The organism is Aeromicrobium sp. HA (assembly GCF_027171405.1).
GTDB lineage: Bacteria > Actinomycetota > Actinomycetes > Propionibacteriales > Nocardioidaceae > Aeromicrobium > Aeromicrobium tamlense.
Genome location: NZ_CP114372.1, coordinates 2,735,335 through 2,755,895 on the forward strand (window position 1 = coordinate 2,735,335; position 20,561 = coordinate 2,755,895).

The following is a 20,561-nucleotide window of genomic DNA, read 5'->3' on the forward strand; positions in this document are numbered from 1 at the left end:
CCACCGCCGACGGTGGTGGCCGCTACAGAAAGCACGGACCAGGAGCACCCGGCTTCCGCTCACCGGCAGCTGGCCGCCCGCGTCCACCAGATGCGTAGCGCTGTCCACCGCTTTTCGTCCTCAATCCTCGAAAAGCGGTGGATACCGCTACAGATCTCGCGGACCGGAGGTCCGATCAGCGGCGCCCGGCGGCTGGCCGTCCGGCCACGAGATTCGTAGCGCTGTCCACCCTTTTCAGGCCGAAACCGCCGGAAAACGGTGGATACCGCTACAGATCTCGGGCGCCGAGGGCGTCGGCGATGGCGGCGAACTGCTCGACCGTGAGCTGCTCGCCGCGGGTGCGGGGGTCGATGCCGGCGGCGACGAGGGAGCGCTCGGCGGCCTCGCCGCTGCCCGCGTAGCCCGAGAGGGCGGCGCGGAGGGTCTTGCGACGCTGGGCGAACGCGGCGTCGACGACGGCGAAGACCGTCCTGCGGTCGCCCACCGGTGGCTCGCGGCGCACCAGCGAGACCAACGCGGAGTCCACGTTGGGCGCGGGCCAGAAGACGTTGCGGCCGATGTTGCCGGCGAGCCGGACGTCGGCGTACCAGGCCGCCTTCACGCTCGGGATGCCGTAGGTGCGCGAGCCGGGACCCGCGGCCAGACGGTGCGCGACCTCGGCCTGCACCATCACCAGCACCGACCGCAGCGACGGGAACTGCTCGAGGAAGTGCAGCAGCACCGGCACCGAGACGTTGTACGGCAGGTTCGCCACGAGCGCGGTGGGCTCGGGGCCGGGGAGCTCGCGCACGTGCATCGCGTCGGCGAGCACGAGGTCGAACCGGTCGGCGGCGCCGGGCGCGAACTCGGCGATCGTGGCGGGCAGCCGGCCCGCGAGGACCTCGTCGATCTCGACCGCCGTGACGTGCCGCGACCGGTCGAGCAGGGCCAGGGTCAACGAGCCCAGGCCCGGCCCGATCTCGACCACGGCGTCGTCAGGACCGACGCCCGACACGTCGACGATGCGCCGCACCGTGTTCGCGTCGATGACGAAGTTCTGCCCCTTCTGCTTCGTGGGGCGCACGCCGGCCTCGGCGGCCAGCCGACGGATGTCGGCGGCGCCGAGGAGGCGGACGGAGCCGGAGGCCCCGGACTCGCTCAGTTGACGCCCACCTTGGCCGCGCAGGACCACTGGCCCCAGCCGGAGCGCTTCTGCAGGATCTCGGCGTACTTGATCTGCGTCGCCTTGCTGTGCTGGTGCGGGAGCCCGGGGCCACCGACGCTGCGCCAGGTGGCGGCCGAGAACTGCAGGCCGCCGTAGTAGCCGTTGCCGGTGTTGATGCTCCAGTTGCCGCCCGACTCGCACTTGGCGATGCGGTCCCAGACGCCACCGTCGATCGTGTTCGGGTCCTTCGTGCCGCGCTTCTGCACCTCGGCGATCGGCGGGCGGACCGTGCTGCGCGAGATGACGCGACGCTCACGGATCTCGCCGTCGGCCAGGATCAGCTCGACCTTGGCGCGGTCGACGCCGTCGCGGCCCTCCTTGAGGACCTCGGTGTCGCCGGTGAACAGCGACGAGTCGTCGGTGTAGGTGACCTTGTGGTCGACCTCGATCTTCTCGGTGCGGGTGACCTTCTCGATCCGCACGACGCGCAGGGCCTGCTTCGGCTTCAGGTAGGAGCCGAGACCGGGCTTGACCTCGTCGAGCTCGCCGACCTTCACGCCGCGCTGCTGCAGGAGTGCCTGCACGGTGGGGGCGGCGGTGACGAAGCGCTGCTTCTTGCCGTCGACCTTGAGCGTGACGGGCTTGGGGTTGCTCACCACGACGCTGTTGCCGTCGAGGCCGAGGCGCTCGTCGGGGGCCATCGAGAACGTGGCACCCTCCTTCGGCTTCACGCCGAGGGTGTCGAGCGCGCTGGCGACGTCGACGTCGTGCACGGTGTTCTGGGTGATCCTGCCGTCGACGACGAGCGTGACGGCCTTCTCGCGACGGACCTTGACGACGTCACCGTCGTCGATGTCGGTGCCGACGGCGGGGCTGACCTGGTCGGCGGCCCCGAGCGTGACGTTCTTCTCGGCGAGCAGGTCGCCGACGGTCTCGCTCTCGGTGCGGACCTCGGTGACGACGCCGTCGACGTCGAAGCGCACGAGGTCGTCGTAGGTCGATGCGTGGACGACGCCTCCGACGGCGACCGCCAGACCGAGGGCGACCAGGCCCATGGTGACGGTGTTCCGGGGCGTGATTTCAGGCAACAAACGGGGCACGAACTACCTCAGGGTTGGAGATACAACCTTTCCACCATGCGTGCTGGTGGCCGGGATTTCAAATCCTGTGACTCATGTGACTGTAGCGACACGCTCGGGCCAGTGTCCCCCGAACGCCCGATCGGTGTTCGCGTCGATGGCCTCGCAGAGCTCGTCCACGGGGGCCTCGAGCACCTCGGCCATGAAGCGCACGGTGTGCGGGATGAGGAACGAGGCGTTCGGCTCCCCCCGGTGCGGCATGGGGGTCAGGAACGGCGCGTCGGTCTCGACGAGGATGCGGTCGCGGGGCGCGATCCGCAGCGCCTCGCGCAGGTACTCGGCGTTCTTGAACGTCACCGTGCCGGCGAACGAGAGGTACGCGCCGCGCTCGACGCACCGCTGGGCGAAGTCGGCGTCGCCGCTGAAGCAGTGCATGACGACGCGGTCGGGGACGCCCTCGTCGTCGAGGATCGCGAGCACGTCGTCGTGGGCGTCGCGGTCGTGGATCACGAGCGTGCGGTCGTGACGCTTCGCGATGCGGATGTGCTCGCGGAAGCTGTGGTGCTGGAGGGGTCGCAGGTCGGCGCCCGTGCGGAAGTAGTCGAGCCCGGTCTCCCCCACGGCCCGCACGACGGGATCGGCGGCGAGCCGGTCGATCTCGGCGAGGTCCGCCTCGAGGGTCTGACTGCGCGCGGCGTCGTTGGGGTGCATCGCCACGGCGGCCACCACGCTGGGCTGCGCACGGGCGACCTCGACCGCCCACCGCGAGCCCTCGAGGTCGCAGCCGACCTGGACCGTGCGGGTGACGCCCACGGCCGCGGCGCGGTCGAGCGCCTCGTCGACCGGGATCAGCGCCCCGCCGCGGATGCGGGTGTCGAGGTGGCAGTGGTTGTCCACCACGGGGCGCGGCAGCGGCGCGGGCGGCTCGGGCCAGCCCTCGGTGAGCGTCACCGGCTCAGGCCTCGGCGAGGTCGATGCGCGGGAACAGCGACGGCACCTTGGTGATCGTCGCGCCCTCGGGCAGCTGGCCCCACCGGGCGACCTCGTCGATCCGCTGGTCGGCCAGCGCGCCCAGCGCGGGCTCGGCGCCGAGGGACTCCCACAGCGACGTGGTGGCCTTCGGCATGACGGGGTGCAGCGTCACCGCCAGGACGCGCAGGCCCTCGGCGGCCGTGTGGAGGATCGTGCCGAGACGCTCGCGCTGCGACTCGTCCTTCGCGACGGCCCACGGCTGGGTCTCGGTGATGTAGAGGTTCAGCGCATCGACGATGCGCCAGATCGCGGCGAGGGCGTCCTGCGGCGCGATGCGCTCCATTGCCTCGTCGGCCTCGGCGACCGCGGTGGCGACGGTGTCGACGATCCGCTGCTCGGCGTCGCCCAGCGGACCGGCCGCGGGCAGTGCACCGTCGAAGTACTTGCCGATCATGGCGGCCACGCGCGAGGCCAGGTTGCCGAAGCCGTTGGCGAGCTCGGCGTGGTAGCGCGCGCCGATGTCCTCCCACGAGATCGAGCCGTCGCTGCCGAACGTGAGCGCGCGGGTGAAGTAGTAGCGGTAGGCGTCCGAGCCGAACGTGCCGACGATCTCGGTGGGGTGGATGCCGTTGGCCTTGCTCTTGCTCATCTTCTGGCCGCCGACGAGCAGCCAGCCGTGCGCGAACACGCGGTGCGGGACGGGCAGCCCGGCGGCCATCAGCAGCGCGGGCCAGATGACGGCGTGGAAGCGGACGATGTCCTTGCCGACGAAGTGCACGTTCGCGGGCCACAGGTCCTCGAACCGCTCGTCGTCGACGCCGTAGCCGGCCGCCGTGACGTAGTTCAGCAGCGCCTCGATCCACACGTACATGACGTGCGAGTCGTCCCACGGCAGCGGGATGCCCCAGTCGAACGTGGAGCGCGAGATCGACAGGTCCTTGAGGCCGCCGCGCACGAACGCGAGCACCTCGTTGCGCGCCGACTCGGGCTGCACGAAGTCGGGGCGCTCCTCGTAGAGCGCGAGCAGCCGCTCGGCGTACTGGCTCAGCGGGAAGAAGTAGTTCTCCTCGGTGACGTGCTCGAGCCGGCTGCCGTCGAGCGTGGAGACCTTGAAGCCCTCGTCCTCGCCCTCGCCGTCGGCGACGTACTCGTCGGCGACGAACTCCTCGGAGCCGACGCTGTACCAGCCGGAGAACTCGCCCTTGTAGACCTCGCCGCGGTCGTGCAGGTCCTGCCAGAACGCCTGGGCGCCCTTCTCGTGGCGCGCCTCGGTGGTGCGGATGAAGTCGTCGTTGGCCGCGTCGATCGTGCGCAGCATCGGCAGCCACTCGTTCTCGACGAGGCGGTCGACCCACTCCTGCGGTGAGACGCCGTTGGCGTCGGCCTTGCGCAGCACCTTCTGGCCGTGCTCGTCGACGCCGGTGAGGTACTGGACGCGCTCGCCCCGCTGGCGGTGCCAGCGCGTGATGACGTCGCCGATCGTGGTCGTGTAGCCGTGCCCGATGTGGGGCGCGTCGTTGACGTAGTAGATCGGCGTCGTGGCGTAGAAGGTCGGCTCGGGCACGAGTCCGAGTCTAGTGAGCGCGCCGACACGACCCGGACCGCCCGGCCGCTGACGTGCCGGAGCGAGCCCGCACGGCCGGGTAACGGGAATCACCCGCCTCGACTCTGGGAGAACCACGCGTGACGCTGGAGACTGGAGAGTTGGGCCACCTTCACGGCCCGGGAGCGAGAAGCATGAGAATCGAAGCCATCGCCACGTCGGTCGACGGCCCGCACTCCGCGGTGCTGGAGCCGACGTCGGCCACCATCGAGACCGGCGCGGTCACCATCGTCGACGGACCACCCGGCACCGGCCACACGGCGTTCAGCCTGCTGCTGGGCGGACGCCTCGTCCCCTCGTCGGGGCGGGTCCTGATCGACGGCGAGGCCGACGGGCAGCGGCTGCGCGACGTGGTCGCGCTGGTCGACGTCCCCGACGTCTCCGAGCCCGACGACGTCGTCTCGCTGGCGACCACGATGGGCGAGGAGCTGGCGATGGCGCGACGTCCGGCGGGCCGGGGCGACGTCAAGGACTGGCTCGACGAGCGCGGGGCGGCGCAGTGGCGTCGCACCCGCGTCGAGGACGTGCCGGCCGACGTGCGACTCGCGCTCCTGGCCGACGTCGCGGCCCGACGGCCGGGCGTGGAGGCGCTGGTCCTGTGCTGCCCCGACCGCTACGGGGCCGACCCGCACGCGGCACTCGGCGTGGCCCACGAGCTGGCCGACCGCGGCCTCGCGGTCTGCCTCCAGCTGACCACGAACTCGCTGCGCAACGTCCGGGCCTCGCACACCACGCTGGGAGCCGTCCGGTGACCGCGCTCCGACTCGCGCTGAGCGAGCTCCGCCGCCTCACCGCCGGACGCATGCCGCGGCTGGCCGTGCTCGCGATCGTGCTGATCCCGACCATGTACGCCTCGCTCTACCTGTGGGCCAACCACGATCCCTACGGCAAGCTCGCGACCGTGCAGGCCGCGCTCGTCGTCGAGGACGTGCCCGCCGAGAGCGACCAGAGCGGCACGGTGCACGCCGGCCGCGACGTCGCCCACGACCTCGTCGAGGACGGCTCGTTCGACTGGCAGGAGGTCGACGCCGACGCGGCCGCCGCGGGCGTCGAGGACGGAACCTACCTGTTCGCACTCACCATCCCGCGCGGCTTCTCCACCGCGCTCGCCTCGACCGCGGACTTCGATCCCGCGCAGGGCACGCTGATCCTCACGACCAACGAGGCCAACAACTACCTCTCCTCGACGATCGCCGAGCAGGTCCTGACGAAGGTCAGCTCGTCGATCGCCGAGAACGTCAGTGAACGCGCGGCCTCGTCCTTCCTGCTCGGCTTCTCGACGCTGCACGACCAGCTGAAGAAGGCCGGTGAGGGCGCCGAGACCTTGGCCGACGGGCTCGTCAGCGCGCACGACGGAGCGCTGCGACTGACCGACGGCGCCAGCGACCTGGCCGACGGCGAGGCGCGTCTCGTCGACGGCCAGCAGCGGCTGAACAGCGGGCTCGAGGATGCGGTGACCGGCGCCGGCCGGCTCGCGGACGGCTCGGGCGATCTCGCCGACGGCGCGTCCGAGCTGGCGTCCGGGGCGCGCCGGGTGGCCGACGGCACCGAGCAGCTGGCCACCGTGGCCGACCGCGTCGCCGACGCCGCCACGCAGGCCAGCGGCGACCTCGACCGCGCCCGCGAGGACATCGCCGAGCGCCTCGCCGACTCCGGTCTCACGCCCGAGGAGCAGGCGGCGGTGCTCGCCACCCTCGACGACCTGCGCCAGCCGCTCGACGAGCTGGGCGAGCGGGTGGAGACGACCACCGGTCAGATCGACCAGCTGGCCGACGGTGCCGATCAGGTGGCCTCGGGCGCGGGCGAGCTCCGCACCGGCGCGAACCGCCTCTCCACGGGCGCCGGCACGCTCCGCGACGGCCTCCGGACCGCGCAGGGCGGCAGCGCCGAGCTGCTCTCCGGCCAGCGCGACGCCCAGGCGGGCGCCGAGCTGCTGGCCGACGGGGCCGGCACCCTCGCGTCCGGACTCGAGAGCGCCCGCGACGGCTCGCGCGAGCTGGCCGACGGACTCGCCGACGGCGTGCGGTCGATCCCGGACCTCTCCGAGGAGCGCCGCGACGAGACGGCCCGGACGATCGCCTCGCCGATCCGCACCGAGGACGTCGCCCAGGCCTCGGCCGACAGCTACGGTGCCGGCCTGGCCCCGTTCTTCCTGGCGATCGGCGCCTGGGTGGGCGGCTACGTCATGTTCCTCCTGGTGCGACCGCTGTCGAACCGCGCGATCGCGGCCCGTCAGTCCCCGTGGCGCACGGCGCTCGGCGGCTGGCTCACGCCGGCCGCGCTGGCCGCGGCCCAGGTGCTCATCATGCTCACCGTGGTGATGTCGGTCGTCGGCATCGACGTGCTCCGCTCGACCCAGGTGGCGCTGTTCCTGCTGCTCGTGGCGGCCGCCTTCGTGGCGATCGTCCACGCGCTCAACGCCTGGCTCGGGCCCGTGGGACAGCTGCTCGGACTGGTCCTGCTGGTGCTCCAGCTGGCCAGCGCGGGTGGCACGTTCCCGTGGCAGACGCTGCCGCCCACGCTGCAGTCGATTCACCACGTGCTGCCGATGACCTACGCGATCGACGGCATCCGGCACCTGATGTACGGCGCGAGCCTGGACTCGCTGCCACGCGACATCGCGGTGCTGACGGCCTACGTCGTGGGAGGCGTCGCGGTCTCCGCGGCCGCGGCCTACCGACGCCGGATCTGGCGCGTCTCGCAGATCAAGCCCGAGATCGCGCTCTGAGCCTCAGCGGTCGCGCAGGCGTGGGGCGAGGTCGCGCTCGAACAGCTCGAGGAAGCGCGTCTGGTCGTGGCCCGGCGCGTGGAAGACGAGGTGGTTGAAGCCCCAGTCCACGTACTGGCCGATCATCTCCGCGACCTCGTCCGGGTCGGAGCCGACGATCCAGCGCTTCGCGATCTGCTCGATCGGCAGCGCGTCGGCGGCGGCCTCCATCTCGACCGGGTCGGTGATGGAGTGCTTCTGCTCGGGCGTCAGCGACAGCGGCGACCAGAAGCGCGTGTTCTCCAGCGCCGTGTCGAGGTCGGTGTCGTAGGACAGCTTGATCTCGATCATGCGGTCGGCGGCCTCGGGGTCGCGACCGGCCTTCTCGGCGCCCTCACGGAACGCCGGCAGCAGCTTCTCGGTGTAGAGCTCGGGGCCCTTGCCCGACGTGCAGATCGAGCCGTCGCCCATGCGGCCGGCGTACCGCGCCACGACCGGGCCACCCGCCGCGACGTAGACCGGGATCGGCTCGTCGGGGCGGTCGTAGATCGAGGCGTCGTGCGTGGAGTAGTACTCGCCCTCGAACGAGACGCGCTCGTCCGACCAGAGCTCGCGCATGAGCCGCACCGACTCGCGCAGCCGCGCGAAGCGCTCCTTGAACTCGGGCCAGTCCTGCTCGCCGGCGCCGCGGAAGCCCGTGGCGATCTCGTTGAGCGCCTCGCCCGTGCCGACGCCCAGCACGATCCGCCCCGGGTAGAGGCAGCCCATCGTGGCGAAGGCCTGCGCGATGACGGCCGGGTTGTAGCGGAACGTCGGCGTCATCACCGAGGTGCCGATGACGACCGAGCTGGTCCGCTCCCCGACCGCGGTCATCCACGCCAGCGAGAACGGCGCGTGGCCGCCGGTGTGCCGCCACGGCTGGAAGTGGTCGCTCGTCCAGACCGACTCCATGCCGTGCGCCTCGGCAGCGACGGCGTACTCGACGAGGTCGCGCGGGCCGAACTGCTCGGCCGACGCCTTGTACCCGAGCTTCAACGGCTGACTCATGTCGACTCCTTCGTGGCGTGGGCGGCGGCATAGACCACCTTGCGGGAGATCCCCGTGCGCCGCGCGACGTCCGCGACGGCGTCCTTCGTGCTCAGGCCCTCGGCGCGGGCCTCGTCCACCAGGGCGGCGAGGTCGGTCTCGTCGAGGTCGGCGGGGGCGGGCGGCTCGCTGCCGCTGACCACGATCGTGATCTCGCCCCGGACCCGCTCACCGTCGCCGGCCCAGGCGGCGAGCTCGGACAGCGGACCGCGCACGACCTCCTCGTGGGTCTTGGTCAGCTCGCGGCACACCGCGGCGGGCCGGTCGGCGCCGAACGCCTCGGTCATCGACTCGAGGGTGGCGGCGGTGCGGTGCGGGGACTCGAAGAAGACCATCGTGCGCTGCTCGTCGGCGAGGGCGCCGAGCACGCGGGACCGCTCGCCGGGCTTGCGCGGCGGGAAGCCCTCGAAGCAGAAGCGGTCGACCGGCAGGCCCGAGACCGCGAGCGCCGTCAGCACCGCCGACGGCCCGGGAATCGCGGTGACGGGCAGGTCCTCGGCGACCGCCGCGGCCACGATCCGGTAGCCGGGGTCCGAGACGCTGGGCATGCCCGCGTCGGTGACCAGCACGACGGTCGCCCCGTCGCGCAGGTGGTCGAGCAGCTCGGTGGTGCGCTGCTGCTCGTTGCCCTCGAAGTAGGAGACGACGCGGCCCGGGACCTCGACGCCGAGGTCCGCCGCGAGGCGACGGAAGCGGCGGGTGTCCTCGGCGGCGACCACGTCGGCCGACGCGAGGGCGTCGGCCAGCCGACCCGATGCGTCGGCCACCGTCCCGATGGGCGTCGCGGCGAGGATCAGCACCCCTCGATCCTGCCACGGACCCGCGCACGCGCCGGTCGGCCGTCGTCCGGGCCCCGCGACCGGAAGGTAACTGCGAGTTCAGAACACTCTCCCGCCGGGCGTCCCGTCTGGCTAGGGTGTGCGGGTGACCCTGCTCGACCGGATCAGCCTGCGCGCGTGGGAGTGGATCGGCCCGATCGCCATCGCGCTCCTCGCGTTCGCCCTGCGGATCTGGAAGGTCGGCAGCCCGAACTCGCTCACCTTCGACGAGACGTACTACGCCAAGGACGCGTGGGGCCTCATCCACGGCGGCTACGCGCGCGACGCCGTCGAGGACGCGAACGGCCGCATCATCAACGGCGAGACCGACGTCTTCACGCAGGACCCCACGTGGATCGTCCACCCCGACGGCGGCAAGTGGCTCATCGCGTTCGGCGAGAAGATCTACGGCCTCACGCCGCTGGGCTGGCGCTTCGCGGCGGTCGTCGTGGGCTCGCTCATGGTGCTCGTGCTCGCGCGGCTCGTGCTGCGCCTCACCGGCTCGCTCGCGCTCGGCTGCGTGGCCGGGCTGCTGCTGACCCTCGACGGCCTGCACTACACGATGTCGCGCATCGCCCTGCTCGACATCTTCCTGGCGTTCTGGATCCTGTGCGCCGTCGCGTGCCTCGCCGTCGACCGCGACTGGCTGGGCGAGCGGCTGGCGCTCGACCGGCGCTACTACGCGTGGCGGCCGTGGCAGCTCGCCGCCGGCGCCTGCTTCGGCATGGCCGTCGCCACGAAGTGGAGCGGCCTGTACGTCCTGGCCGCGTTCGGCCTCACGGTCGTGATCTGGGAGGTCTGGGCCCGTGGCCGCGTCGAGTCGGTGCAGGACGCCTTCGTCCGCGTGCTCCGGGTGGGGCTGCCCGCGTTCGGCTGGCTCGTCGGCGTCGCGCTCGTGGTCTACCTGCTCACCTGGACCGGCTGGCTGCTGCACCACGACGTGTTCGAGGCCCGCTTCGGCAACGGATACGGCGACGAGCCCGTGTGGGGCAGCGTCTCCGATCCCACGCGCGGTCCCCTCGGGGGCCTGATCGACGCGTTCCGCTCCCTGTGGTCGTTCCACGTCATGACCTGGAACTTCCACACGGGCGACTACCTCGCCTCGAAGTCCCACCCCTATGAGTCCAACGCATTCGGCTGGCTCATCCAGTGGCGGCCCACGAACGTCTCGTCGAACTTCGACATCGCCGCCGACGTGTGCGGCGCCTCGGCCGACTCCAAGTGCGTGCGCCAGGTGCTCACGCTGGGCAACCCGGCGATCTGGTGGGTCGGCACCCTCGGCCTGGTCACCGCGCTCGTCGCGTGGATCCGCAACCCCACGTGGCGCTGGAGCCTGCCGCTCGTGGGCGTCCTGGCCACGTGGGCGCCGTGGTGGATCACCTCGGGCCGCCCGATCTTCACGTTCTACGCCATCGCGATCGTGCCGTTCATGATCATCGCGCTGTGCCTGGTGTTCAACGCGATCCGCCGTCGCATCCCCGACCGCTACTGGTGGCCGGGCCTCGCGGCCTACCTCGGCGTCGTCGCCGTCACGTTCTGGTACTTCTTCCCGATCCTGGCCAACCGGATCATCACGTACGACCAGTGGCGCGAGCGCATGTGGTGGGACCGCTGGATCTGAGACGATGCGCTGCACCGCGACATGAGAGGTCGTGGAGGCAAGGATCGAGACGATGGCCGGACCGGCCCACGGCGCGGGGTACGACCCGCCACTGAGCGACACGGCGCTGCTGGCGCGTGCGCAGGCAGGGGACACGTTCGCGTTCGGCACGCTGTTCGACCGGCACGTCAGCGCCGTCTACTGGCAGGCGCACCGGGTCGTCGGTGACGCGAGCGAGGCCGAGGACGTCTGCCAGGACACCTTCGTCACGGCGTGGCGTCGCATCGGCGACATCACGATCGTCGACCGCTCGATCCTGCCGTGGCTCATGGTCACGGCGCGCTACACCGCACTGAACGCCGGACGGAAGCGCGCTCGCCTGCACGCGGTCGACCTGGAGCACGAGCCGGTGGACCCCGGCGCGGACCCTTCCGGCCACGTGGAGGAGGCGGCGGTCGCGGCGGCCATCGACGCTGCCGTCGCCCGCCTCTCCCCCGTCGACCGACGGCTGTTCGAGCTGTGCGTCGACGGCGACCTGACCTATGAGCAGGCGGCCGCGGAGCTGGGCGTGACCCACGGGGCCGTCCGCAACCGCGTGTCGCGACTGCGGGCCCGCCTGCGCGGCGACCTGCGAGAGGAGCGTGCCCGATGAGCGGGACGGAGCTGCCGGTGCTGGAACCGGAGCGGATCGAGCGGATGCGTGCGCACGTCATGGACGTCGTCGCCGAGGACGCGGAGGACGCGCGCCGGCGCCGGCGACGGGTGCGCGCCGCGTTCGCCGGCGCCGCGGCCGCGGCGGTCGTGGTGGTGGGTGGCGTCGGAGTGGGACTGGGCGGACTCGCCGGGACCTCCGGGGGCTCGGACTCGATGACCTCGAGCGACTCCGGCGCGGCGGAGGGTCCGACCTCCCGGTCCGACGCGGGCGGGGCCGAGGCCGACGAGGAGGTCGCCCCCGACGCCGAGCTGCCGACGAGCAGCACGGTCGTCACCACGGGCTCGATGTCGGTGGAGGTCGACGACGTGCGCGAGGCCGTCACCGCCATCCGCGTCTTCGTGGCCCAGCGGGAGGGGCGGATCGACGGCGAGAGCATCGAGAGCGGGACCCAGGGGTCGGCCTCGTTGACCGTGCGTGTCCCCGCCGGGGCCGTCGAGGCGCTGCGGCGCGAGCTGGACGAGCTCGGCGGGCCGGCCTCGGTGTTCCTCGAGCGCACCGACGAGGCGGCCACGATCGCCGACGTGGACGCGCGGATCGCGTCGCTCGAGACGTCGATCCGCCGGCTGCGCGCGATCATCGCCGAGTCCTCGTCGACGCGCGACCTGCTCGACGCGGAGGCCCAGCTGACCCAGCGCCAGAGCGATCTCGAGGCGCTGCAGGCCCAGCGGCGGGTGCTGCGCGACCAGACCTCGCTCGCCACGATCGAGGTGCTGGTGGTGCCACGGGACACCGCACGCTCCGTCGAGCCCGGTGAGGGCTTCGTCGGCGGCCTGACGCGTGGCTGGAACGCCCTCGTCGCCACCGTCGACGGGATCGTGGCGTTCGCCGGTCTGGTCACGCCGTGGCTGGTCCCGGCAGGCCTCGTCGCGGCCGTCGTGCTGTGGCTCCGCCGCCGGAGGGCCCGTGCCTGACGAACGATGAGGCATTCGGCCCCGCTGGGGTGCCCGAATGCCTCATCGTTCGTCAGACCCCCGGGACGACGCCACCCCCGATGTGGCAGCGTGAGCCACGACACGGGCGACGGGCGCCCGGGACGACGGAGGTACGCGATGAAGCTCGGACTCAGCCTCGGCTACTGGGGTCAGGGACAGCCGCCGGGCCAGGCCGAACAGCTGGCGCTGGCCGAGGAGCTCGGCTACGACTCGGTGTGGACCGCCGAGGCCTACGGGTCCGACGCGCTGACCCCGCTCGCGTGGCTCGGCGCCTCGACCTCGCGCATCAAGCTCGGCACCGGCATCGTGCAGATGTCCGCCCGCACGCCCACCGCCACGGCGATGGCCGCGATGACGCTCGACCACCTCTCGAACGGCCGCATGATGCTGGGCCTGGGCGTCTCGGGCCCGCAGGTCGTCGAGGGCTGGTACGGCCAGCCCTACCCCCGTCCGCTGGCTCGCACGCGCGAGTACTTCGACGTGCTGCGCCAGACGATCGCGCGCGAGCGGGTCGCGCACGACGGCCCGCAGATCCAGATCCCCTACCGCGACGTCTACGGCCTGAAGTCCACCGGCCTGGGCAAGTCGCTGCGCTCGACGCTGCACCCCGTGCGCGAGCAGATCCCGCTGCTGCTCGCGGCGGAGGGCCCGAAGAACATCGCGCTGTCCGCCGAGATCGCCGACGGCTGGATCCCGTTCTTCTACTCCCCCTGGGACGCCGAGTTCGCGCACACCGCGCTCGAGGAGGGCTTCGCGAAGCGCGCCCCCGAGCGGCTCCCCCGCGAGCAGTTCGAGATCGCCTGCCCCGTCCAGGTGATCGTGTCGGACGACCTCGAGGCCGCGGCCGACTTCATCCGCCCGTTCATCGCGCTCTACGTGGGCGGCATGGGCGCGAAGGGCGCGAACTTCCACTTCGACGCGGTCGCACGCCTGGGCTACGAGGAGGCCTGCGCGAAGATCCAGGACCTCTACCTCGAGGGTCGCAAGGAGGAGGCCACCGCCGCCGTCCCGCTCGACCTCGTGGAGAAGATCGCCCTGATCGGCCCGAAGGAGAAGATCCGCGACGACCTCGCCGCCTGGCGCGAGTCCGTCGTCACCACCCTCACCATCGGCGGCAACGCCGACACGCTCCGGATGATGGCCGAGCTCGTCCTCTGACGCTCCCCCTCGCAGACTGAACGAGGTTTCCTGTCACTTCGCGAGGTTCGCAAACCTCGCGAAGTGACGGTTTCCCCGGTTAACCGGGGAAACCGTCAGCCCAGCCGGAGCCCGAGGGCGGCGGCGCCGAGGCCGCAGACGAGCATCGCCGCGGCATGGGCGGCGGCGAGCGAGAGAGCACGGGGGCCGCGGGAGCGCGCCAGCAGAAACGCCTCGACGCTGGCGGCCGAGAAGGTCGTGTAGCCGCCGAGCAGGCCGGTGCCGAGGACGAGGCGCACGTCCGAGTCCGCGGCCGTGGCGGCCACCACCAGTCCCAGCACGAACGAACCGGTGACGTTCACCGCGAAGGTCCCCAGCGGCACGGGGGCGCGCACCGAACGCGTGACGAGCCCCTCCGCGACGAATCGCAGCACGGCCCCGACGCCGCCCGCGAGCGCGACGAGCGCGATCACCGGTCCCGCTCCGCGGCGGGAGGCCGGACGCCGCCACCCACCAGGACGCCCGCAGCGGCCGCCAGGACGCCCAGCAGCACGCTCAGCACCCCGTAGGCCAGCCCGAGACCCACGGCACCACCCGTCAGCAGCCGCTCGACCTCGACCGCGAACGTGCTGTAGGTCGTGAATCCGCCCAGCACGCCCGCGCCGAGGGCCGGGCGCACGTACCGGAGCCGTCCGACCTCGCGTCCCGAGACCACGGCGACCAGCGCACCCAGCAGGAACGACCCGACGACGTTCACCGCGAACGTGGCCCACGGCCAGTCGCCGGCGGCCGGCGGGAAGGCCTCGGCCAGCGACGCACGCACGGCCGTGCCGATCGCACCGCCGATCAGGACGAGGACGAGCGCGACCGGTCTCGCGTACAGCGGCCGCGCCTGCGACGAGGCGTCATCAGCGCGCACGGGACTCCTTCCGGCGACGGCGGGTGCGCGCCGAGCCTACGCCCCCGCGAACGACAGCGCGGTGGACCGTGGCCGAGGCCACGATCCACCGCGCCGGTGGGGGGGGTTCGAGCTAGCGCTGGAGCTTGAACACGTAGACCCGGGTGACCGTGCGCGGCTTGCCGCCGGTCGGGGTGTACGTGGCCTTGACGCGCAGCTTCGTCGCGACCGCGGACTTTCCGCTCGCCTTGAGCTTCTTCTTCAGCTTCTTGATCGTCGAGCCCGACGGCTTGACCCAGACGGACGTGTGGCCCGAGGAGCCGACCTTCTTCGTGACGGTCTTCAGCGTGCCCTTCTTGGAAGGGCCGACCTTGATCTTGCCGGCACCGGGGAGGTCGAGCTTCAGCTTGACCGCGGCGGCACGGGAGTGCGCGGCGGGCTTGGGCAGCTTGAACACGTTGCTCGGGGCGACGGCGGGCTTGATGCCGGTGCGCACCGAGGTGTCCAGGATGCTGCGCCAGCCGCCGTCCTGACCGTCGGCCTGCGCGGGAGCCGCCCAGTACCAGTCCCACCCGAGGGAGACGACCAGGCCCTTGCCCTCACGCTTGGTGAAGACGCCGGCGTTGTCGTTGTCGGAGTCGGCGTACTCGACGACCGCGCCGGCCGGGAGGGTGGAGATCACGGCCGAGTTCGAGCCGTTGTTGTCCGGCAGCGAGGCCGGGCCGCCACGGAACGGGCTGCCGGCGGGGGCGCGCTTGGTCCAGCCGTCGTCGCCGGTGGTCTCGATCTTGTAGCCGAACAGCGTGTTGAGCGTGTCCTCGTAGTCCGAGGCGACCACGATGGTGCCGCCGTTGCGGACGAAGGACTTGACGGCGCTGCGGCTCGCGGAGCCGATGTTCTGCGCCCACGCGTCCCGCTCGAGCTCGGGCACGACCAGCGTGTCCTTGCCCTTCAGCGCCGCGGTGATGGCGGCCGGGGTGCTGGTGGTGAGCTCGGTGACCGTGTGGCCGTCGGCGCGCAGGCCGACGATCATGTTCGCGGCCTCGTGGCCCTCGTTGGTGGGGACGTCGGCCAGGGCGATGGTGTCGACGAAGCTGGGGTCGTTGAGGACGACGACCTTGGCGCCGGGCGCGGCGGCCGGGGCGGCCGTGGCGACAGGTGCGGCGAAAGCGAGAGCGCTCGTGACGAGGGCTCCGCCGAGGAGTCCGGACACGACTCGGTACTGGGTCTTCGGGGAGATCATGCGCGTGAGCCTAGGGGCGCGTGGTGCGGGAGTGTCGCGCTTTTTCGCGAAGGTGGTCCGAAGGAACCATCGCGTGTAGGAAGCTCGGATGAGGCGCGCGGGCCCGGGAAGTGAGCGACGCCCCCGGACCGGGTCCGGGGGCGTCGATGACGTGGAGCATAGGAGATTCGAACTCCTGACCTCTTCGATGCGAACGAAGCGCGCTACCAACTGCGCCAATGCCCCAAGGTCGTACATCAGGATAGCAACACGGTCCCCGATGTCGCTCCTGCGGGGGTGGGTGAGCGGCTCAGTGGCCGACGGCGCGCTGGTCGGAGCCCGCGTCGCCCTCGTCCATGCCGGGCAGCTCGGTCTGCTCGCCCTCGACGTGGCCCGAGGTCCACGCGCCGGGCTGGCCGAACTCGATCGTGCGCACCGTCCGGCCCGCGCGCGGCTTGCTCACGTAGGTGGGCACGGTGATCGGCAGCGGGTCCCACAGCGGCTCGCCGCTCGTGGCCGAGACGCTGGGCACCGCGATCTGCAACTGCTCGTCGAGGGCGTCGGCGGCCAGCGGCGCGTCCGTCTCCATGACGTTGCGACGCTCGAGCGCGAGGTCCTCCACCTGGTCGGAGACGACGATGGTCATCTCCTCGTCGGCGGCGGTGCCCCCGACGGTGGTGGACCGGTCGGACCCGACACGGCCCGAGGCCCAGCCGAAGGCCCGGACGACGGACGACGGCACGGCGCGCAGCCCGCGCACGATACGCCCCTGCGAGGAGCCGCGGGCGATGCCGCGCTCCTGGCGCACCATGACGCGGCACAGGACCAGCCAGGCGACGATCAGGCCGACGCCGATCGCGGGCGTCCACACGGGGACGAGGCTGGCGACGGTGACGCCGGTCAGCACCGCCAGCACGGCCACGAGCGTCAGCAGCACGTTGCGGCGACGACGGGCGGCGATCTGGGCGGCCTCGCGCGTGACGCGCGGACGTTGCGCGTCGACCGCCGGAGAAGTCCGGTCGACGCGAGGGGAAGTCGCGGGGGTGGCGGGCTCGGCGCGCTTCGTCACGGGCGGGGCCACCTTCTTCGTGACGGAGGGCGAGCGACGCTCCTCGGCGGCCACCACGGTGCGGCGCGGCTCCACCACGCGACGCGTGGGACCGTCCTGGTCGAGGGAGGAGTTCTTGCCCGCCTCGTCGTAGCGACGCAGGACGAGCGGCACGAAGTACGCCGCCCACAAGGCGACGACGAACGCGACGATCAATCCGCTGGAACCCACGCTTGAAACCGTAGGTCGTGACGCGCTCGATCCGTGGGAGCCTGCCGGGTGTGTCGCACCAGAGTTCACGCAGGCCCCGTCGGACTCAGGTAGCGGGACCGTCCCCGCGCAGGCGCGCCAGGACGCCGTGCGGCACGTCCTCCTGGAGCAGCTGGAACATCCGGTGGTCGCGCCACTCCCCCGCGATGTGCAGGTAGCGCGGGGCGAGACCGAACTCCTCGAAGCCGAGCTTCTCCACGACGCGCAGGCTGGCGGCGTTCTCGGGACGGATCGAGATCTCGATCCGGTGCAGGCCGGCCTTGGTGAACAGGTGGTCGCACACGAGCGCGACCGCGGTGGGCGTGACGCCGCGACCGGCGTGGCTGCGTGCCACCCAGTAGCCGATGCTGGCCCACAGCGCCGAGCCGCGCGTGATGCCGCTGACGGTGACCTGCCCGACCATGTCGCCGGCCCACGTCACGGCGAAGGGCATCGCGGAGCCCTCACGGGCGCGGCGGCGCAGCGTGGCGATCGTCGCGCCGTAGGACTCGGGCGCGTTGCCCTCGCCGCGCGGCAGCGTGGCCTCCCACTGGACGAGCCAGTCGGCGTTCTCCGAGCGCAGCCGCGCCCACGTGGAGGCGTCGCGACGCACCAGCGGACGGACGCCGACGAGACCGTCCGACAGCGTGGCCGGCCACCCGCGTGCCATCAGAAGTTGCGGTCCAGCACGAGGGTGCGGACGGTGTCGCCCAGGTGCAGCGCGCTCTCGTCCTCGCCCACCACGATCAGGGCGTTGGCCTTCGCGAGCGTGCCCACGAGGTGGGGTCCGGCGTGCGGCAAGGGGGTGACCTTCGCTCCGCGGTGCGTGACCTCGAAGAACGCCGGGCGGTACTCGCGCACGCCGGTGTCGGACGTGAGGTCCTCGGCCAGGACGGCGTGCACCTGCGGGCGGCGGTAGGGCGTGCGGCCCAGCATGCGGCGGATCGCCGGCACCACGAAGACCTCGAAGCCGACGTACGCCGACACCGGGTCGCCCGGCAGCGTGATGACGGGGGTCTGCTCGTCGAAGACGCGCCCGAAGCCGTGGGTGCGGCCCGGGTGCAGCGCGACGTCGGAGAAGGTGACCTCGCCGACCTCGGTGAGCGTGCGCTTCACGAGGGCGCGCTCGTCGCCCGTGATGCCGCCGGTGGTGATGACGAGGTCGGCACGCACGAGCTGGTCGGACAGCACGCGCTTGAAGTGCGCGGGATCGTCGTCGACGACGCCGACGCGGTAGGCGATCGCGCCGAGGTCGCGCACGGCCGCGGCCAGCATCGAGGAGTTCGCGTCGTGGACGGAGTCGGCGTCGAGGTGGGCGCCGGGCTCGCGCAGCTCGCGGCCCGTGGACATCACGACGACGCGCGGACGCGGACGGGCGCGCACGCGGTCGCGGCCGATCGCGGCCAGCAGGCCGATCTCGCGCGGACCGAGCACGGCCCCCTCGGGCAGCGCGACGGCACCGCGCGAGAGGTCGCCGGCGGCGTGCCGCACGCCCGACCCGGCCAGCACGGCGCGGCCGATGGCCACCTTCGTCCGGCCGCCGTCGGTGGAGTCGGCGGGGACGACGGCGTCGGCGCCGCGCGGCAGCGGCGCGCCGGCCATGATCCGCACGCACGAGCCGCCACTGATGGCGAAGGGCTTGCCCAGGCCGGGGACGATCTCGGCGACGACCGGGAGCTCGACGGGCTCGCCCGGGCGGGCCCCGACGACGTCGGTGGCGTTGACGGCGTAGCCGTCGACCGCGGCCGCGGAGAATCGCGGCAGGTCGTCGTCGCTGAGGACGTCCTCGTGGAGGGTCAGGCCCAGCGACTCGACGACGGGCTGGTCGTAGGCCGCGAGGGGTCCGACGCCCCGCAGGATGGTCTCGAGGTGGTCCTCGACCGTCAGGCGGCCGGGGGCGACGCTGACGGGACGCGTCCGCGGAGGCAGTTGTCCTGACGACATGCGTGCCAGCCTAACGGCCGTTCCGCGCTAGATCCCGGACAGCACCGTTCCGGAGGCCACGTGGCGCGGTCGGCCCTCGTCCTCGAGGACCACGTCGCCGCGCACCACGACGCCCTCGCCGAAGCTCCAGTCCCCGCGCACCGTGAGCGACGAGGCGTACAGCAGGCCGACCGAGAACGGCAGTCGCTTGTCGAACTCGCCGATGGCCTTGAAGTAGCGCTTGTCGAGGTCGACCGACGGGACGTCGTCCACGCGGGCGCGCATCTGGTAGTCGGGGCCCACGTCATAGACGTCGGAGCGCAGCAGCAGCAGGTCGTCGGTGGTCTTCACCGGCAGGAAGCGCGCGCGGTCGACCTCGATCGCCGTGGCGCCCTCGAACACCGAGATCGCCGCGCCCATCGCGGACTCGATCTGGATCACCTCGGGGCTGTCGGGATCGGTGGGGTCGACGTTCTTCTGGTTGCGGATGAGCGGCAGGTCGAGGACGCCCTGCGCGCGGTCCAGCTCGGCACGCAGCGCGTGGAGGTCGAACCAGAGGTTGTTCGTGTGGAAGTAGCGGTGAACCGACAGGTCGGCCGCGGCCTCGCGGTCCTCAGGGGCGATCTGCGCTGTCTCGCGCAGGATGAGGCGGCCGTCGGAGCGGCGCACCACGAGGTGACCGCCCTTGACGTCGGCCGGCGTGCGGCGGCAGACCTCGGCCGCGTACGGCGCCCCGGTCTCGGCGAACCACGCCATCATCGCCGGGTCGGGCACGGCGCCGAGGTTGTCGGCGTTGGAGATCGAGGCGTACCGGTAGCCGGCCTCGATCAGCTGGTCGAGCACGCCCGAGGCGTCGAGGGCGGTGTAGAGGTCGGCGTGGCCCGGCGGGCACCACTCGAGCGACGGATCGTCGGGCCACTCGACGGGCGCGAGGGTCTCGGCGTCGAGGCGGGGCTCGCGGTTCTGCAGGAAGTCGAGCGGGAGGTCGCCGACCTTCAGCTCGGGGTAGTGCGACAGGGCCTCGAGGGTGTCGTCGCGCGTCCGGAAGCTGTTCATGAACAGCAGCGGCAGGTCGACCCCGAGGGTGGAGCGCACGTGCCACACCTGGTCGACGATGAGGTCGAGGAAGCTCAGCCGGTGCTTGATCGGCAGCAGCGACTTCGCCTGCTGCATGCCCATCGTGGTGCCGAGGCCGCCATTCAGCTTGATGACCACCGTCTCGGCGGCGGCTCGGCGCAGCGTCTCGGTGTCGTAGTCGAGCGAGTGGATGCTCGCGACGTCCTCGAGCGGCTCGACCTCGGACTCGGGGATGAGGCCGGACGCACCCTCCTCGAGCTGGTGGTAGAACGCCGTGAAGACGTCGATCGCCTGCTCGGGCAGCCCGACCGAGCGCATCTTGTCCTGTGCGGCTGCCAGTGCGTTCATCGG

At 72.1% G+C, this 20,561-nt stretch carries 19 protein-coding genes and 1 tRNA gene; 6 read left to right on the forward strand and 14 right to left on the reverse strand.

The genetic code is table 11. The annotated features are described in order from the left end of the window. Positions 1-268: 268 nt before the first annotated feature. The 4 genes from rsmA to metG form a co-directional block, all read right to left on the reverse strand. Positions 269-1,165: a 16S rRNA (adenine(1518)-N(6)/adenine(1519)-N(6))-dimethyltransferase RsmA gene (gene rsmA / locus O3S82_RS13520; RefSeq protein WP_269307066.1), complete on the reverse strand. Its 897-nt coding sequence runs from the start codon at positions 1,163-1,165 to the stop codon at positions 269-271. After that, entirely contained in the window at positions 1,138-2,199 is a 1,062-nt protein-coding gene (locus O3S82_RS13525; protein ID WP_269303491.1) for a resuscitation-promoting factor, read from the reverse strand. Before O3S82_RS13525 ends, rsmA begins: the two co-directional genes overlap by 28 nt. Before the next feature lie 117 nt (positions 2,200-2,316). Further along, positions 2,317-3,174 carry a TatD family hydrolase gene (locus O3S82_RS13530; RefSeq protein ID WP_269303493.1) on the reverse strand — a complete coding sequence of 286 codons (858 nt, stop codon included), beginning with the start codon at positions 3,172-3,174 and terminating at the stop codon, positions 2,317-2,319. A 4-nt stretch (positions 3,175-3,178) separates the two neighbouring features. Continuing rightward, positions 3,179-4,759, reverse strand: a complete 1,581-nt coding sequence (gene metG, locus O3S82_RS13535; protein WP_179423058.1) for a methionine--tRNA ligase — start codon at positions 4,757-4,759, stop codon at positions 3,179-3,181. Between the two features lie 173 nt (positions 4,760-4,932). On the opposite strand from metG, the gene O3S82_RS13540 reads away from it, so the two are divergent. Together O3S82_RS13540 and O3S82_RS13545 are read left to right on the forward strand one after the other, a co-directional pair. Continuing rightward, positions 4,933-5,550: a hypothetical protein gene (locus O3S82_RS13540; RefSeq protein ID WP_179423055.1), complete on the forward strand. Its 618-nt coding sequence runs from the start codon at positions 4,933-4,935 to the stop codon at positions 5,548-5,550. After that, positions 5,547-7,526, forward strand: coding sequence for a YhgE/Pip domain-containing protein (locus tag O3S82_RS13545; RefSeq protein ID WP_269303496.1), 1,980 nt, complete (start codon positions 5,547-5,549; stop codon positions 7,524-7,526). The genes O3S82_RS13540 and O3S82_RS13545 overlap by 4 nt, the downstream gene beginning before the upstream one ends. A 3-nt stretch (positions 7,527-7,529) precedes the next feature. Here O3S82_RS13545 and fgd read toward each other — a convergent pair whose 3' ends face one another. Together fgd and rsmI are read right to left on the reverse strand one after the other, a co-directional pair. After that, positions 7,530-8,552 carry a glucose-6-phosphate dehydrogenase (coenzyme-F420) gene (fgd, locus tag O3S82_RS13550; protein ID WP_179423052.1) on the reverse strand — a complete coding sequence of 341 codons (1,023 nt, stop codon included), beginning with the start codon at positions 8,550-8,552 and terminating at the stop codon, positions 7,530-7,532. Continuing rightward, positions 8,549-9,391 carry a 16S rRNA (cytidine(1402)-2'-O)-methyltransferase gene (gene rsmI / locus O3S82_RS13555; protein ID WP_269303498.1) on the reverse strand — a complete coding sequence of 281 codons (843 nt, stop codon included), beginning with the start codon at positions 9,389-9,391 and terminating at the stop codon, positions 8,549-8,551. Before rsmI ends, fgd begins: the two co-directional genes overlap by 4 nt. 124 nt (positions 9,392-9,515) lie before the next feature. Between rsmI and O3S82_RS13560 the strand changes: the two genes are divergently transcribed. The 4 genes from O3S82_RS13560 to O3S82_RS13575 all read left to right on the forward strand — a co-directional run bounded on the left by O3S82_RS13560 (position 9,516) and on the right by O3S82_RS13575 (position 13,814). Continuing rightward, positions 9,516-11,030, forward strand: coding sequence for a dolichyl-phosphate-mannose--protein mannosyltransferase (locus tag O3S82_RS13560; RefSeq protein ID WP_179423048.1), 1,515 nt, complete (start codon positions 9,516-9,518; stop codon positions 11,028-11,030). A 52-nt stretch (positions 11,031-11,082) separates the two neighbouring features. Further along, the gene (locus O3S82_RS13565) at positions 11,083-11,661 is read left to right on the forward strand and encodes an RNA polymerase sigma factor (protein WP_179423046.1); all 579 of its coding nucleotides are present in this window, start codon (positions 11,083-11,085) and stop codon (positions 11,659-11,661) included. Further along, the gene (locus tag O3S82_RS13570; RefSeq protein WP_269303502.1) at positions 11,658-12,635 is read left to right on the forward strand and encodes a DUF4349 domain-containing protein; all 978 of its coding nucleotides are present in this window, start codon (positions 11,658-11,660) and stop codon (positions 12,633-12,635) included. Before O3S82_RS13565 ends, O3S82_RS13570 begins: the two co-directional genes overlap by 4 nt. A gap of 138 nt (positions 12,636-12,773) precedes the next feature. After that, entirely contained in the window at positions 12,774-13,814 is a 1,041-nt protein-coding gene (locus O3S82_RS13575) for an LLM class F420-dependent oxidoreductase (protein ID WP_179423042.1), read from the forward strand. Between the two features lie 95 nt (positions 13,815-13,909). On the opposite strand, the gene O3S82_RS13580 is transcribed toward O3S82_RS13575, so the two are convergent. The 8 genes from O3S82_RS13580 to O3S82_RS13615 form a co-directional block, all read right to left on the reverse strand. Next, positions 13,910-14,266 (reverse strand): fluoride efflux transporter FluC, encoded by a 357-nt coding sequence (locus O3S82_RS13580; protein WP_269303504.1) that lies wholly within the window; start codon positions 14,264-14,266, stop codon positions 13,910-13,912. Then, positions 14,263-14,712, reverse strand: coding sequence for a fluoride efflux transporter FluC (locus tag O3S82_RS13585; RefSeq protein ID WP_269303506.1), 450 nt, complete (start codon positions 14,710-14,712; stop codon positions 14,263-14,265). Before O3S82_RS13585 ends, O3S82_RS13580 begins: the two co-directional genes overlap by 4 nt. 112 nt (positions 14,713-14,824) lie before the next feature. Beyond that, positions 14,825-15,934 (reverse strand): hypothetical protein, encoded by a 1,110-nt coding sequence (locus O3S82_RS13590; protein ID WP_269303507.1) that lies wholly within the window; start codon positions 15,932-15,934, stop codon positions 14,825-14,827. A gap of 152 nt (positions 15,935-16,086) precedes the next feature. Then, a tRNA-Ala gene (locus O3S82_RS13595) sits at positions 16,087-16,159 on the reverse strand. A gap of 64 nt (positions 16,160-16,223) precedes the next feature. Then, a complete protein-coding gene (gene sepX / locus O3S82_RS13600; protein ID WP_269303509.1) occupies positions 16,224-17,192 on the reverse strand; it encodes a divisome protein SepX/GlpR in 969 nt (322 codons plus the stop codon). An 85-nt stretch (positions 17,193-17,277) separates the two neighbouring features. Next, positions 17,278-17,880 (reverse strand): GNAT family N-acetyltransferase, encoded by a 603-nt coding sequence (locus O3S82_RS13605; protein ID WP_269303511.1) that lies wholly within the window; start codon positions 17,878-17,880, stop codon positions 17,278-17,280. Continuing rightward, positions 17,880-19,154, reverse strand: a complete 1,275-nt coding sequence (gene glp, locus O3S82_RS13610) for a molybdotransferase-like divisome protein Glp (protein WP_179423032.1) — start codon at positions 19,152-19,154, stop codon at positions 17,880-17,882. The genes O3S82_RS13605 and glp overlap by 1 nt, the downstream gene beginning before the upstream one ends. Before the next feature lie 27 nt (positions 19,155-19,181). Then, a complete protein-coding gene (locus O3S82_RS13615) occupies positions 19,182-20,558 on the reverse strand; it encodes a UTP--glucose-1-phosphate uridylyltransferase (RefSeq protein WP_179423030.1) in 1,377 nt (458 codons plus the stop codon). Positions 20,559-20,561 lie beyond the last annotated feature (3 nt).